Genomic DNA, 14939 nt, shown 5'->3' with positions numbered 1-14939 from the left:
AAGGCATATTATAGTCTGGGTAACACTAGTTGAATTACCATCTTACTAATTTTTATTTATTAAAATCGATAGAATTAGTTCCCAAAGATGTTCATAGGGCACAATTTCGATTTCAGCATAGGCATCGCCTGGAGTTGGCGTTTCAATAAGCTTTTGATACAACTTTTGCCCTTTTTTACTACAAGCCTCCGCATCAAAATCTTCAACAACAGTTAGGATTAGAAGCTTTAAAAATATTTTACTTCGCTGGCTAAAAGTATCTTTTAAATGTGTAAGAATATATTTTTTGAGACTTTCAATTCTATAAAGCAGCGCTTCTGAATCGTTTTTCTTTAAAAAATAAATGAATTGAAGTATAAGGATGGCAACATTGAAACCTTGCTTGTCTTTGCTGTACTCAGGTAGAGAAAGTAAATAAGGATTATTGTTTCCTATACCACTACTTTCATAATAAGTACTCGGGAAAAGGGTATAGAAATATGTCTTATATAATTTCCAACGTTCTTTAGAAGTACTGCTGATCTTTTCAAAAGCCGTGTTATTTGCTATCTTGAGGATAATAGCTTCTGCCAGTTCTATATTCTTTGAATGCACAGCTAATAGGAAATAATTCTCGTGAAAGGCAAACCAGTTAGTAGAATTCGCCTGGAAAACCGGTAAGAATTGCTGCGCATAAGCCAGCCCATCATTATATCGCTTTGCTCTTAAATGTGCATATACTAAAATAAACTTATTGTAATTGGCATCAAATCGTAAGGCATTAATCTTCTTTTGCTGAAGCCACTGCTCTGATAAAATAGTAAGATCTACAATGCCATTAAAATCACCAACCATCTCGAAATAAATCATGTGTGCTTTGTAATAGGAATTAAAAGCTTCGAAGGTCTTTGCCAAACTCCAAAGTTGATCAAGCCTTTGAAGTGAAGGAGGTAATTTTTCGATTAATTCCTTTCTGATCTTGATAGTCTTTTTAAGTTGAAGCCGGATTAAGCCAAATAAGGAAAGTGCCTGTGCTTCATAATTTTTAATTTGAATCAGTTGAATCAGTTTCTTATCGATATTCTGATATAATTTGATGTTGCCTTCGTCGAAGTAACATTTCAGTAGAATTTCTAAAGCTGAAATTGTTACATTAAGCAGGTCATAGCGCTCGGAGATCTTTAGAATTTTATTTGCTAAGGAGATAGCAATAGTGTATTCATTCTTTCTAAATAAGAGATTAGCATGGTGAAGTAATTGCAAACACTCCAGCTCTTTCTGATAAATCAACTTAAGTTTAAGCTTTTCATAATCTAAGAAAAACAAATTATTATAAAGCTTATGCTTTAACCTATACTTAAGCATCTTATATCTCGCATCATTTGGGTTTGAATTATATAACCCGTATGAAGCCTCAGCATCATTAGTAAATAAACCTGTAGAGATTTTTTTTATAAAATCGCTTTCTCTGGTTTGTTGTTCAATCTCAGAGATTAAAGTTGTTTTATTACTAAGCCGATATGTTACTAAACCGGCAAGAGCTTTGAGTTCTTCCATTTTATATATGGTAAATTATACTTCCAGCAATGTATGACCCAATTTAAATGAAATTGTTTTATTTAAAAACCCATGTTACTTTTTGGAAAATATCTTCTTTTCACTTAACAATTTAAACAAATACTTTAGTTACATCACAATGGAAGGATGAAGTTACCTTTGGCTTTAAATTTCTAATATTAAAATATAATAAGCCTTCTGGTATAAGATTTACAATTATACCCTTAGAAACAATATGATTTTAATTATATAAATTATAGTTACTTTTCATTTAGAACCTTCCTTTTAATTTGCTGCGCAAGCGTTCATATTTGTCTTATAATTTAAACACAAGGAAAATGATAACAGCAATTATAGCCCTCATTTTAAGTATTGCTTCCGGGTTCACCCCTGCAACACAGCAACAGGATAGCAAGAAAAAATCTACTGAATCTTCCGAAACGATAACTACATTCGGAGGCACTACAACCTGGAACGAGCACGAATAATCTGTTTTGGATTGGAAGTACAAGTATTTATTTTTCCTATCTTGCCCCTTAAAAGCCATTTGCCAAAAGGGATCATCTGATGAGGAAATTACATGTACTGGTTTATAGTTTACTGTTTTCTTTAACGTTTTGCAGCCAGCCAAAACGCCTGCCCGAGGAGGTGCGCGTGCGGCTAACGGAAGACCCGGAAACATTAAATCCTGTAAGCTATACTTCTGCAGGTTCGTTGCAGGTTATTAACCTGCTTTTTCAAAGTCTCCTAACAGTAGATCTGGCAGATGACAAGCTAAAACCTGCTTTGGTAGAGTCTATGCCAGTAGTAGAACGCCACGATTCGCTGACATACTTTACTTACTCGCTAAGGAAAGAAGCACAATGGACCAACGGTAGCCCGGTAACGGCAGAGGATGTTGCTTTTACCTTAAAAGTTTTAAAAGCGCCATTGCTTAACAACGAACGTATGAAACCCCAGGTGGAATTCATTCGCGATATTGTGCTGGATAAAACGGATAATAAAAAATTTACCTTGGTATGTGATGGCTTTTCGCCGGAAATGGAGTTGCTTACAGGAGACTTCTTTATTCTGCCGGCTTATCTATTTGACCCGGAACACTCCCTACAATCCTTTAAGGTTTCTGATTTTTCAGGTGACCTTACCCCCTATGAAAGCAATGAAAATCTAACACGTTTTGCTGCACGCTTCAACAGCGCTGCCTATGCCCGCAATAAAGAGGTGCTGCAGGGTAGTGGCGGTTATGTGCTGCAAACTTGGGAATCCGGGCGATACCTGACGCTAATGCGCAAAGAAAACTGGTGGGGCAACAATTTAGGTTCTGACACACATTCCCTAACTGCTAACCCGCTGCAAATTAGCTTTCAGGTTATCCCCGATAATACAACGGCTCTGCTTGCGTTAAAGAACCGCCAACTGGATGTGTTGGAGAACATTCCCGCAGCAGAATTTAACAAGCTGAAAACAGATAGCGCTTTTACAAAAGATTATGCCCTGTATACGCCCGACTCCTATGAGTTTGCTTATATCGGGCTAAACAGTCGGCATCCGAAACTATCCGATAAGCGTACGAGGCAGGCGATCGCATACTTACTGGACATCAACAGCTTTATAAAAGTATCGCAGCAATCGTATGCCACCCCTACGGTGGGTCCGGTTCCTCCTGCTATCAAGCCGTACTATAACGGCAGCCTCAAGCCTTATACTTATAACCTGCAGAAAGCAACAGAACTGTTAAAAGCAGCGGGTTGGGATCGGAAGGCTAATGGCTGGTTCAAGTTAATTAATGGAGAGCAGCAGCAGTTAACCCTGGAACTGAGTTACAAAGCCGGTAATACGGCCTTCGAAAACGCAGCGCTTATTTTTCAGCAGGGAGCCGCCAAGGCGGGTATTCCGGTGACTGTGCAGGCTCAGGAGGGAAGCTTGTTTAGCCAAAATGCTAAGGCCCGGGAGTTCAGTATGTTTTTCAGATCATTGTCAGGCAATCCTTTTGTATTCAACTTCAAGCCGCTATTCCACTCCTCCTTTGCCACTGAGGGTCCTAACTACACAGGCTTCGGAACCCCTGAAAGTGATAAGATCCTGGATGACTATACCCATGCCGGTAGTGAAGCAGAAAAAGCGCGTCTACTCAAAAGGCTGCAGGAAATCCTACATAGCGAAGCAGCATTCATCGCCTTATACTACCAGAAAGACCGGCTGGCTGTGCACCGGCGCTTCAGCAACCTGAAGATATCCGGCCTGTCGCCCAACTATGATGTGAGTGCTTTTACGCTAAAACAGTAAAGCACCTGATGGCCACTTATCTGCTTAAGCGCCTTTTGCTGGCACTGCCTGTTTTATGGTTGCTGGCAACGGGCATTTTTTTACTAAGCAGGTTATTACCGGGTGCTTATGGCTCGGAGAGCATTTTGCAGGAAGGCAACGGCTATTACGCAAAAAGTGCCGCATCTGACAGGCAGCAGGCCTACCAGGCATACCTGCAACGAACAGGCCAGCACCTGCCCCTGTTTTATTTCAGCATTACCTCGCGCGCAGCTATGCCTGATTCGGTTTTGCAACGCATTCCGGAAGCAGAGCAGCGGGACGTGCAGCAACTAGCCTGGCGCACTGGCAACTGGCAAAGCGCTTATAGGTTCTGGCAAAGCATCAACCAGCTTCAACACACCCTAACACCTGCGCAGTTAAAAAAAACAGGGCCATCGGTGCAGGTGCTGCTATCTGGCGGCGCTATTTCACAAAAACATGTCGCTCTCCAGGCATTAGCGCAGCAATTCCCTACGAAGCCAGAAATCAACTGTCTGCAGCAGGCCTTCAAAGGTCTTCAGAAGCAACAATTCACCTATTCGTATCTGCTTCCCTCCTTTCATTGGCACGGAAAAGACAATCAGTATCACCACTGGATCACAAAGCTCTTTACTGGCGATTTTGGCAATTCCTACCGCGACAGCCGTCCGGTAACAGAAGTACTGCTGGAGGCTTGTTTTAATACGCTTTGGATTACGTTAATAAGTATGCTGCTGACCACGCTGGCTGCTTTATTGCTAAGTATAAAGCTTCTACAGTCAAAGTATAACACATGGCGCAGGATTCTGATGTCCTTGCTTTTTCTGACCGATAGCATTCCGTTGTTTGTGCTTGCCTTATGTTTGCTGGTCTTGTTTGCCAGTCCCGAATTTTTGCAGTTGTTCCCGGTTTATGGATTAGGCTATGGCCGGGTGGGACAATCGTGGCTAGAGCAACTACAGCAGGTATTGCCTTACCTGCTATTACCTATACTTTGCCTTTCTTTGGCGCACCTCCCCTACCTGGTCAGCCAATTTCTTAGGGCTTTAACCGAAGCAAAGGCGATGGACTTTACCCGCACTGCAAAAGCCAAAGGACTAAGTGAAGAAAAGATCATATGGCGGCATGTGCTTCGGAATGCCCTGCTTCCCATAATTACGTTGCTCTCAGATTTTTTACCTGCTTTAATTGCAGGCACTGTGGTGATTGAAGCCATCTTTGCCATACCCGGCATGGGCAGGTTGCTGGTAAGCGCTGTGCAGGCTAGGGATTATCCTGTAATCGTGGCCATTGTGCTGATCGTAGCACTTGCTAAGGTGCTCTCTCATTTACTGGCCGATCTTTTTTACGCGCTTTCAGATCCGCGCATTCGCTCCCAAACCTCATGAAGCAGATGCTCCATGATATGCATCACCTCTGGCAAACGAAGCTATCTTTTAAAATGGCAGCTTCCTTCCTGCTATTACTGCTGCTGCTGGTGCTTATACTTCCTTGGTTACCCCTACCTTTCGCTCCAAATCACCTTGATCTGGACCACCTTTTTTCGCCCCCTTTTCCCGGTGCAAATACCTCAGAAGCAACCCATTGGCTTGGAACCGATGTGCTAGGGCGGGATGTACTAACCGAAATGCTGTACGGGGCACGCACTGGCCTTTTTATAAGTATACCGGTTGTTGTACTGGCAACTGCTATTGGCCTGGTGCTGGGCGCAGCCGCAGGTTTTTACGGCGATACCCGGCTGAAAACAAGCAGAGCGACCTTGTTGCTATTGCCTCTTTTGCTGAGCCTGTTATTTTATCTCGGTATTTATCTGCCCTTACAAATCCGCAAGTATGAACTGGATAGAAATGATATCGTGCTATGCTGGGCTATGCTACTTGTCATAACGTCCGTTATGCTGCTAGGGCTGCGACCCCTGTTACAGAAGGTTTCCTGGTTCAGTCACAAAAAAACGTTTCCCCTCGATATGGTGGTCATGCGGCTGATCGAGATTGTTTCGAGTGTTCCGTGGCTGATCCTGGTATTAGTGCTGGCTTCCTTTATGCCCTCTTCCGTTATGTTACTTTCAACTATTTTAATACTCACCTATTGGACCACAACGGCACGGCTAGCGCGCGCAGAAATGCTACGGATCAAAGCAATGCCTTACATGGAAGCAGGCTATAGTATGGGCTTCACCAAGGCCCGGTTGTTACTAAAAGAAGCCTTACCTAACCTGCTGGGGCCTGTTTTAATCGCGGTCAGTTACGGAATAGCGGGCCTGCTGACCCTTGAATCTACCTTATCGTTCTTAAGTATAGGTTTACCGCCTACTGTAGTGAGTTGGGGCCGCACAATTACAGGCATACGCTCCAATACGGCAGCCTGGTGGTTAGTAGCCTTTCCCGGTGGCTTTTTAGCGCTAACAGTGCTTGCCCTGCAAATTTTCAGCTACTCGCTTCAAAGTATTCTCCGCAAAAAGAAGCTATAAACATGTTACTTTTTAGTCTTTTTGACGCACGATTTAAAAGCTAAAAGCCAGCATAGGTACGTTATTATGACATATAAGGCGTTAAACAGGAACTAAATATCTAAATTGAGCTATATTCCTGGGGTAATCATAGCGAATTTTAAATATTTCAGCTGCGCCGCTCATGTTACTTATGCAAATAAATATTCCTACTTCGCGGACTAAGCAATGATTAAACTTGTCATGTGTTAGAACCTAAAACCCATCGCCACATGAATGTAGCCTTACTTAAAAAGCACCAGAAGGTAACAGAGAGTACCTACAAAGGCACCAGCGCACCTCAAAGTGCCAGAAAGTTTTATTATCAGGAGGAAGAGATGACGGATTTTTCAACGATTGATGGTGGCGTAATAACCTATAATGCGGGTACAAAGGCGGTAAGCAGCGGAGCAGGCATTTTTATTGGCGATTATTTTGTAGGGGTGGCAGAGCATTTTCATATGATTAATACGCCCGCCTATATCCGGTATTAAAGAGGCGCAGCGTCAAGTTTATACCCCGCGATAGATTATACAAGATTAATTAAGTTAGATTGTTGGTTGTTTGTGTTTAGTATTCAGAAGTCCTGTAGCCCCCCACTACAGGGCTTTTGCTTTTCAGGCCTGCGCCTGCTGAAACAACCATTCCAGTGCTTCATTTCGGTGATGGAAGCACTGCATGTTGAATTTAAATTGCTTATCTGTCTGGGTAGGATCCTCGAACGTATTATTAATGGCTTCGGCCAGGATATCGGGCGCTGTGATGCGGGCGAACCCCTGTACATTAGTCTTTTCTAATTCCGGAAAGATCTTGATCTTAAGCCAGAGCTGGTCAGATAGCAGGAATCCACCCAGATGGCAGGTGTCGGCTAGGAAATAGCTGGGTTTATACTCCCGCAGCACATCAAGTACCTGATAGAAAATACCTTGCAACTGCTCAGTTGTTACATGGCAATACCAATTTACTTCTACCAAGCTTAAAGCCTCACTATACCTGATTGCATACTGGGGCGTATCCACATTTACCATAAACACTACTCAGAAACCTTTGACTTATACGAAGAATTAAGAAAATGTTTTCCTGTTTCCTACAATGAATAAGTAAAGTTATGTGAAGCATCCTTTTTAATCCTTGCAAATGATGGTATCTATTGACTAACAATTGATTAAGAATTTTATACTTTATAAAAAAGGTAGTAAAAGGCATTAATCTAATACCTGAAACCTGTAACAATACTGCGAAAAAGGTATGATTATGACTTGCATTGAAATATAACTATATATATTAATATCAAAATACTTCAAGCCTACACTCAGTCATTTCCAAACAAGTATATGGCAGCTCATGATCAGCATCTCCTCGCCATCGACATAGCCTCAAGTCAACTTAATGGATATAAGAAGAACCGGCATTATTCTCCTAATTCAAAAACAGTACCTATGCTGGCTGGCGCTTACCAGACCGACAAACTTTTCAAACTGCTACTTATTATGCAGCCATGCTTCCCTACTATTAGTTTGTTAGGTGGAAGGCGGTATTTCCGGAAGCCTGAACCTAGGCATAATTACTTCCTTTGATTTGGTTGGCTTAGGTAGCGCAGCAGGAATAAATGGGCCTGAATAAAAGAGAAGAGAAATAGCATTTATACCTAATTCGGTTCTGCTATCGTTTTATAGGGGTGCAACAGACGTTTTAAAGAGTAAAACGTAAAATATACGTACCGGAAATTAGGTAAAGCTACTGAGGCAAATGCAGCGTACTTTCCTGTAATTACCGTGTGGTAGCCGCATTATTGGGCTAGGCATAAATTAGGTGCCCTTTAAAAAACCTGTATGATAAACGAAATTATTAACGTGCTCCAGGACTATGAACAGAGGGTTTCTGATAGGAAAATAACAACTTTTACTGTTTGCTTCCGGGCACATAGTATAGAGGTGATACCTGCCGGTTCGGAAAAAGGGCACGAAATTCATTTGCTGCAAAAACTCCAGGATACCTTGCTGATCTTTTTTTATGACAACAACTCTGTCACCTACGGCTCAACGGATTACAGCACCTTCAGAAGCCTGATGAATGCCCATGCCAGCCTTGAAAGAATGGCCCTGCAAGCAGGCAAAAATCATAACGAGCAGTAAAATGCTACAGATTGGTGCACTACCTTATAGTTGATAATTTTCTCCTCCCTTTTGTTAAAAGCAGCAAACCGGCCCCTTTACTTCCTAACTAGCCATTATACTTAGCCCGGGTCATCCATGGCGATGATCTTATGCTCGATCGCATACTTGATGAGGTTAGCCGAATTTTTTGCCTGCGTTTTCTCCAAAATGTTCTGGCGGTGCGTTTCGATGGTGCGTTTACTGGTAAACAGCTTATCGGCAATCTCAGCGTTTGTAAAACCTTCGGCAATCAGCGTGAGCACTTCTATCTCGCGCCTGGAAAGGCCGGCTTTCTCGCCGCTCTCCTGCGGCCTAACTTCTTTCAGATTGGCTTCTTTGGTGAGCACTTTAATGGAAAGCTCACTGCAGATATAGCTGTTTCCGCTGGCCACCAGCTTAATGGCCGCGCTCAGTTCTTCGCGCCCCGTAGTCTTGAGCAGGTAACCTGTTGCGCCACAAGCCAGCATTTTCTGCACATAAGGCACATTATCCAGCATCGAAAGGGCAATGACCTTGGTTTGCGGATAGCGCTCGCATACCTGCTCGGTTGCTTCAAAGCCATCCATCACAGGCATATGGATATCCATCAGCACCACGTCAGCCGGCGTTTGTGCAAGCAGGTCCAGCAATTCTTCGCCATTTCCGGCTTCTCCTATTACTTCAATTTCGGGGTCTTGTTCCAACAGCAGCCGCAGGCCCTGTCGTAGAATCATATGGTCTTCGGCAAGTATAACTTTGATCACTTCGGGTTTTTTCATAAATAAAGTACCATCTCGCACTTAGTTCGCATTGCACCTGTTTTTTTACGGCTGGTGCAGGCCGTGTTGCTGCCGCTCCACTTTCTTCCCTTTACTACAAAGATGACAGGAAAGGGCAGCCATTCTGCTGCTGGATAAGCAACCAACCTTAAGACGAAAGGTTAACACTCCAGCACAACCTATAACGGGCAATTCCGGCTATTGGTCAACTATAAACAACAGCAAGGGCATGTTTAGCTAACATAACCTATACATGCGCCCGGAAACAGCACATGTTACAACGCTTCGTTTGGATTGCAGCAGGTTTATACTTACCTACTTATACCTACTAAAAGCAATCCTGTTGGTATACGTAACTTGTTCTTTGATGCATAAAAACAGGTTTAATATTACTAGCAGGTAATAATACAGCAGCAATGTAAAGCCAGCCAACACACAGCAAAGGGATGGCTGCACGCAAATTTTATAGATCAGGACAGCGCCGGAAATAGGACTGTTTCTTAAAAAATAATCTATTATTATGTTAAAGATACACCCCTGCAGGCAGCAGGTCAAACTGCCTGAAGTATAATCAGTCTTTAAGCTAATAAATACAGGTTTTACGCGCCTAAACTACGTATTTACAACAGGCTATGGTTGCGCTTCAGTTCCATCCAGCCAATAGATTCCACACCCTCTTTCAGGAAGTAAGCAAACGGATTTTATGATATGACAGCAACCATATAGTTGCTGTCAACACTATTGAAGGCAACCGGAGGAACATCGGCTGGAGGCAACGTAAGGAAAGTAAATTATCGTGCCTGCCGTATGATTGACGCCATAAAACAACCCGGGTTACGTACAAATACAGCTGCTGCGTAGTTACCACATCACGCATGGAATATACTACCAAACATCAATACCACCGGGGTACTTAGCCAACTTTCGGGCAACATTATAGTACAAAATAAAGGAAGCAGTTTAATGTGCTGCAGCCTTTTTTCAACGCTATATTTCTCCCCATGAACCTGACCATAACACACCAACAAGGTGCTAATCTGCTGCTAGCAGAGGGTACCATTCTGGAAGCTGATTTCCAACTTCTCGCCGATGAAATTGAAAAACTCCCCTTTACTGAAGACAAGTATGTTTTAGTGGATTGTGCCAGCATCAGGCACCTGATAAAGAATAATTACGGCTTCAGCGGGTATATAAACAACCTGCTGCACCTGCACGCAAAGAAGACCAGTATCATCTTGTTTGGCAATAATCCGCAGGTATTACGGCTCACCAAATTACTCCGCTTAGATCACATCCTGTACTTCGCCCCCACCCTCGACGAGGCATACACCCTCCTAAACAAAGCCTTAATCGGCAGAGCTGCTGAAGCAACCGGGGAGTACGCTTAAATTCATTTCCGCTGCTAATGCCTGATGGCCGGAGCAGCGGATTTTTTTTACTATTAATACCCTCCTCAGGCTATTGGCTATTCGATGTTGCTAATCTACTTCCACTTATCGTTTCCACTGCATAGCTTATACTTAACTTTTATGGCACTCCTGATCATCAAGTAATACCTGTAACTGTGCTCCACAACTAAGGTATAACGCATGGCAGAAGTTTAGCCATCAATTTTTTTTGCGCCTAGGCGGAGGGCAAATAACTTGACTTTCTACCGCCACCTGCTTTGGAATACCGGGGTAAACACTTAATTTGATCTTATCTTTCAGTATAGCAAGGTCAATTGTTTTTTTAAACCCTATTCGATAAAACCTATGATCGTCAGATGCTTTCTTCTTTCCCTAATATTATTTTGCTATTGCGCTGGTATAAGCAATGCACAAAAGCTAACCGTTGGCTCCTACAACATTCGGTTCGACAACCAGTCAGATACTGGTAACCTATGGGTAAACAGGGCGCCAGCTATCACAGCATTAATCCGCTATCATGACTTTGATGTTTTCGGAACACAGGAAGGCTTGAAGAACCAGCTGGATGATCTAAGCAAGACTTTGCCCGGGTATGAGCGCTATGGAAAAGGCCGGGACGATGGAAAAGAGAAAGGAGAGCATGCGGCTATTTTCTTTAAAAAGGACCGCTTCAAGCTGTTGAATAAAGGGGACTTCTGGCTCTCTGAAACACCGGATAAACCCTCGCTCGGTTGGGATGCGACTTGCTGTAACCGCATCACCTCCTGGGTATACTTGCAGGACCTGAATACAAAAAAGAAGTTCTATTTCTTCAACACCCACTTCGATCACCAGGGCGTGCAGGCTCGAAATGAGAGCAGCAAACTCATCCTGCACAGGATAAAAGAAATAGCCGGAAAAGAGCCGGTTATTCTTACCGGAGACCTGAATGGCGATCATGAAAGCAATTGGTACCAGGCCCTGGCTAACTCTGGCCTTTTACAGGACACCTACAAACTAACGGCAAAGCCTTATGCCCTGAATGGCTCATTTAACGGGTTTGATCCGGCCTTTCATGAAAAAGGCATCATCGATCATGTGTTTGTTACGCAAGGCTTCGGCGTAAACAAGTGGGGCTTACTGACAGATACCTACTTTGGCAAATTTCCATCCGACCATTTCCCGGTACTGGTAGAGTTAAGCTTTGCTGCTAAAAAGTAGCACCCGAGAGCGGAATTCCCGCTAACATAATTTACATCAAGTATAAACCAGAAAGCCAGTGGGCAGCACCGTTTGGTGCTGCCCACTGGCTTTTCTGATGATCTCTTGGACTCCTAATCAATTGAGAAGACAACTGACATCTTGCCCAGCAAGTTTGGGTTAGTTTATTTTATAGACCCGAAGATAGTCGAGCATAGCCTGATTTACTTCGCCGTTCATGTTCTCGTTGGCTGCCTCCAGGGATAGCGTCAAAGTATGGGTTCCTTTTTCCAGCGGCACCTGCACGGCATTCGTAAAGCCCCAGTCCGACCACTCGCCTTCGCCGCGTTGCGGCATCACCACCGTACCCACGAAGGTATTGCCGTTTCGGAGTGTACGGATAGCGCATTTGTTGCTGGTGTTGATCGGTCCGTTGCCATTTGCATATCGGAAATCCAGGGCATACACCCCGGCTTCGGGCACGGATACTTTCATTGTTAGCTTCTTGTTGCGCGTTTTGCTGATCTCCACAAAGCCGCTACCCGAATAGCCTTTATACTGCTGGCTGGCTTTTTTGGTCATCTTTTCCAGCTCGTATACCTGGCGCACCTTGCCCAGTACCACCACCGGCTCGCTTGCAAAGGACTCCAGCCCTTTCTCATCCATGGCAATAACCTGGAAGGCAGCATAAGTAGCGGAGATAGGCAGCTTAGCTTCAGAGGCAGCGGTGGTGAGCAACTGCTGGCCATTTTGCAGCAAGCTATACTTCACTGCGCCATCAACCGGCTTCCATTGCAGGGAATCGGAAGTATAAGTTACCGCAGGCGTCAGGGGGGCAAACTGCACTTCCTGTTTGTTCACTTCTCCGCCGATGGTGTTATTTGCCAGCTCTATTTTGATCGTATGGCTTCCCGTAAGCGAGGCTGGCACTTCTGCGTCAGCCAACGGCTTACCATCCATCGTAATAGAGCGGATCTCATTTCCATAGCCATTCATCTCTACGTTCAGCACCGCGCCCCTATACTTGAAGTTGGTCAGCTTACGTGCGCCGCCATAAATTTCTGGCACAAAAGGTTTAAACACGAGGCTGCTGGCCTGAAACTCCATCCCGAAAAGCACCTTATACACTAGGCCAAGGTTTCCTGACAAGCTCCAGAGCATGTTGCTCGAGTTGATCTGCGTACCGGCATAATCGCCGTTGGCGGCTACAAAGTTTTCCTTGTTGGTGAGCCACAGGGCCGTAGGGCGGTAAATGGCGCCTATACTTTCCACCACCGCTGCTTCGTTGCCGGCTTTGGCCGAGGCCATTGTCCAGTAGGCTTGCACAAAGGGCCACACGGCATTGTTGTGGTACGGCGGAATACCCGGTATTTGCGGAGAGATGCACGGAATGCCAAAAGCTGTAATGGGCGTGCTGGCGACAAGCTGAGCCTGTTTCTCAGCGTCCGCTATGCCAAACAGGATAGTCAGTGCCTCGCCCAGTGCTTCAGCTTTAGGCGAGATTGTTTTAAAATTACGCCCGTAACGATATTGGCTATAGTACCCTTTGTCGGCGAGCCACAGGTGCTCGTTCATACTTGTTTTGATCTTTTCGGCTACCTGGTTATACTTGGCAGCGGCCTCCTTATCATTTAACAGCTTTGCCATCTGCGCCAGGATTACGTTGGCCTGGTAATGCACGGCGTTGGTGCCCAGGTTCTCTGACTCGTAGATATCCACGGGCTGCATCCATTCCGGGTACGTTTGCTCGCGCCAGTCCAGGAAAGAGGATTCGCCGCGGACCAGGCCGGTAGTCGCATCGTAAGCATTCTTTACATCGGCTTCCATCGAGTTCCGGATGATCTGGTAAGCTTCCTTCAGCCAGTCCGCATCGCCCGTTACCTTGTAGAGCTCCCAGGCAGCGGTGGCCCAGATAATACGATCGGTGGAAACCGGATATGCGCCGCCGGTGCCAGTATCCTGAATAATGTGCCCGTCTTTGACCTTGCACATTAGGCTATAGCGGGCCACGCGGGGCTGCAGCGCAGCCATGGAAAGGATAATGCTGTAGCTGATGTCGCGCGTCCATACACCCGCCCACTCTTTTCCTGTGCGGAAGGTGCTGTCGGGCTCCACAGCCCGGATCATTTCCTCCAGCGAAAGGTTGTAAATCGCGTCAGCCACCGGGTACGGCGAAGTATACTGCGGGAAAGCAGCAATGTCTTTTGAAAGCTGCCAGTGCGAGGCTGTGGTCTTATCATCCTGCGGCGCGTTCATTTTGAGTGTGGTTTCATAGATGCCGTCAGCGTCCGGGTCCTTAAGAGCCAGTTCCTGATGGTTAGCTAGGTTATCGAAATCCCAGATCAACGGACTGGTACTACCGGCCACAAACACACCCTTGAAATCCTCTTTGTAGAGCTTATCGCCATTAAAGGTAGTATAATAGCCCTGCTTTTTAAATGCCGCCAGCACCGGACGCATGTCCAGCCGGATCTTCAATTCGGTGTTGGGGGCCAAGTAGGTGTTGGCCGGAACCGCAGTGGTATCCACGTACTGCTGGCCAAACGTGAGGAGCGGCGTCTGGCAGGAGCCGCCGCCAGCCAGGCAAACGAACTGGTGATCCTTGCCCGAGAGCATTTCATTGTCTTTGCCATTGATACTGAATTTGAAGGTGACTTTGGGGCTGAGGAACGCATTGGCCGGACTCTTGTAATTAGAGGTCATCTCGGTAGGAGACAGCACTCGGGCGACGAAGTTGCCCTGAACCACGCTATCCGGGTATATGGCATAAGCAGGAGATTGCCACAAGGCTTTAGCCGGGGCGGTGGTGCTGTGCTCGGCCATAGCTACAGTACCGGCAGCCGGTTTAGGTGTCTGGCAGGCGCCAAGCAGCAGCAGCGAAAGTATAAAAGTGGTTTTAACAGGTATGGGATTCATGTTCTTGTTCAATGGATAAGGCGTTGCTTTTCTTCTTTTAATGCGCAAGGCGGACTTTGCGCTGATCACCAAATCAATTCTACGACTGCTTTCTTCAGCTATACTTTAAAATGACTGTATTTGACTATCGTTCTAGAGGAACTGGCAACTGTTCGTCTGCAAGGTAGTATTTTAATTCGGGGTGACCTGAAACAAGGGAGTTGGAGAGTGT

The 14939-nt window shown here is 45.0% G+C and carries 12 protein-coding genes; 8 read left to right on the top strand and 4 right to left on the bottom strand.

The features are described 5' to 3' along the window. Positions 1-45 precede the first annotated feature (45 nt). On the bottom strand, positions 46-1536 hold the full coding sequence (locus tag LWL52_RS07670; protein WP_242918521.1) for a hypothetical protein: 1491 nt from the start codon (positions 1534-1536) through the stop codon (positions 46-48). 338 nt (positions 1537-1874) lie between these two features. On the opposite strand from LWL52_RS07670, the gene LWL52_RS07665 reads away from it, so the two are divergent. The 5 genes from LWL52_RS07665 (at position 1875) to LWL52_RS07645 (ending at position 6804) form a co-directional block, all read left to right on the top strand. Continuing rightward, positions 1875-2024 carry a hypothetical protein gene (locus LWL52_RS07665; RefSeq protein WP_242918519.1) on the top strand — a complete coding sequence of 50 codons (150 nt, stop codon included), beginning with the start codon at positions 1875-1877 and terminating at the stop codon, positions 2022-2024. Between the two features lie 79 nt (positions 2025-2103). After that, positions 2104-3822 (top strand): ABC transporter substrate-binding protein, encoded by a 1719-nt coding sequence (locus LWL52_RS07660; RefSeq protein ID WP_242918517.1) that lies wholly within the window; start codon positions 2104-2106, stop codon positions 3820-3822. Between the two features lie 8 nt (positions 3823-3830). After that, positions 3831-5210: an ABC transporter permease gene (locus LWL52_RS07655; protein WP_242918515.1), complete on the top strand. Its 1380-nt coding sequence runs from the start codon at positions 3831-3833 to the stop codon at positions 5208-5210. Further along, positions 5207-6292, top strand: coding sequence for an ABC transporter permease (locus tag LWL52_RS07650; protein WP_242918513.1), 1086 nt, complete (start codon positions 5207-5209; stop codon positions 6290-6292). The genes LWL52_RS07655 and LWL52_RS07650 overlap by 4 nt, the downstream gene beginning before the upstream one ends. A 251-nt stretch (positions 6293-6543) precedes the next feature. Next, positions 6544-6804 (top strand): hypothetical protein, encoded by a 261-nt coding sequence (locus tag LWL52_RS07645; RefSeq protein ID WP_242918511.1) that lies wholly within the window; start codon positions 6544-6546, stop codon positions 6802-6804. 123 nt (positions 6805-6927) lie between these two features. On the opposite strand, the gene LWL52_RS07640 is transcribed toward LWL52_RS07645, so the two are convergent. Continuing rightward, positions 6928-7284, bottom strand: coding sequence for a hypothetical protein (locus LWL52_RS07640; protein WP_242918509.1), 357 nt, complete (start codon positions 7282-7284; stop codon positions 6928-6930). Positions 7285-8142: 858 nt separating this feature from the next. Between LWL52_RS07640 and LWL52_RS07635 the strand changes: the two genes are divergently transcribed. Beyond that, positions 8143-8445, top strand: coding sequence for a hypothetical protein (locus tag LWL52_RS07635; RefSeq protein ID WP_242918507.1), 303 nt, complete (start codon positions 8143-8145; stop codon positions 8443-8445). 101 nt (positions 8446-8546) lie between these two features. Here LWL52_RS07635 and LWL52_RS07630 read toward each other — a convergent pair whose 3' ends face one another. After that, complete coding sequence (locus tag LWL52_RS07630) at positions 8547-9224, bottom strand: response regulator transcription factor (RefSeq protein WP_242918505.1); 678 nt, start codon at positions 9222-9224, stop codon at positions 8547-8549. Between the two features lie 1001 nt (positions 9225-10225). On the opposite strand from LWL52_RS07630, the gene LWL52_RS07625 reads away from it, so the two are divergent. Together LWL52_RS07625 and LWL52_RS07620 are read left to right on the top strand one after the other, a co-directional pair. Next, positions 10226-10612: an STAS domain-containing protein gene (locus tag LWL52_RS07625; protein WP_242918503.1), complete on the top strand. Its 387-nt coding sequence runs from the start codon at positions 10226-10228 to the stop codon at positions 10610-10612. Positions 10613-10978: 366 nt separating this feature from the next. After that, positions 10979-11833, top strand: coding sequence for an endonuclease/exonuclease/phosphatase family protein (locus LWL52_RS07620; protein ID WP_242918501.1), 855 nt, complete (start codon positions 10979-10981; stop codon positions 11831-11833). A gap of 159 nt (positions 11834-11992) precedes the next feature. Here LWL52_RS07620 and LWL52_RS07615 read toward each other — a convergent pair whose 3' ends face one another. Beyond that, a complete protein-coding gene (locus LWL52_RS07615; RefSeq protein WP_242918499.1) occupies positions 11993-14728 on the bottom strand; it encodes an alpha-L-rhamnosidase-related protein in 2736 nt (911 codons plus the stop codon). Positions 14729-14939 lie beyond the last annotated feature (211 nt).

The organism is Pontibacter liquoris (assembly GCF_022758235.1).
Lineage (GTDB): Bacteria > Bacteroidota > Bacteroidia > Cytophagales > Hymenobacteraceae > Pontibacter > Pontibacter liquoris.
Note: the sequence above shows the minus strand (reverse complement) of the source record. Positions and strands in the feature narration are given on the sequence as shown.

Excerpts from the sequence above, each read along its gene's own strand:
- LWL52_RS07630 (WP_242918505.1), bottom strand. The coding sequence starts at position 9,224 with ATGAAAAAACCCGAAGTGATCAAAGTTATACTTGCCGAAGACCATATG.
- LWL52_RS07625 (WP_242918503.1), top strand. The coding sequence starts at position 10,226 with ATGAACCTGACCATAACACACCAACAAGGTGCTAATCTGCTGCTAGCA.
- LWL52_RS07670 (WP_242918521.1), bottom strand. The coding sequence starts at position 1,536 with ATGGAAGAACTCAAAGCTCTTGCCGGTTTAGTAACATATCGGCTTAGT.
- LWL52_RS07635 (WP_242918507.1), top strand. The coding sequence starts at position 8,143 with ATGATAAACGAAATTATTAACGTGCTCCAGGACTATGAACAGAGGGTT.
- LWL52_RS07645 (WP_242918511.1), top strand. The coding sequence starts at position 6,544 with ATGAATGTAGCCTTACTTAAAAAGCACCAGAAGGTAACAGAGAGTACC.
- LWL52_RS07655 (WP_242918515.1), top strand. The coding sequence starts at position 3,831 with ATGGCCACTTATCTGCTTAAGCGCCTTTTGCTGGCACTGCCTGTTTTA.
- LWL52_RS07620 (WP_242918501.1), top strand. The coding sequence starts at position 10,979 with ATGATCGTCAGATGCTTTCTTCTTTCCCTAATATTATTTTGCTATTGC.
- LWL52_RS07615 (WP_242918499.1), bottom strand. The coding sequence starts at position 14,728 with ATGAATCCCATACCTGTTAAAACCACTTTTATACTTTCGCTGCTGCTG.
- LWL52_RS07665 (WP_242918519.1), top strand. The coding sequence starts at position 1,875 with ATGATAACAGCAATTATAGCCCTCATTTTAAGTATTGCTTCCGGGTTC.
- LWL52_RS07650 (WP_242918513.1), top strand. The coding sequence starts at position 5,207 with ATGAAGCAGATGCTCCATGATATGCATCACCTCTGGCAAACGAAGCTA.
- LWL52_RS07660 (WP_242918517.1), top strand. The coding sequence starts at position 2,104 with ATGAGGAAATTACATGTACTGGTTTATAGTTTACTGTTTTCTTTAACG.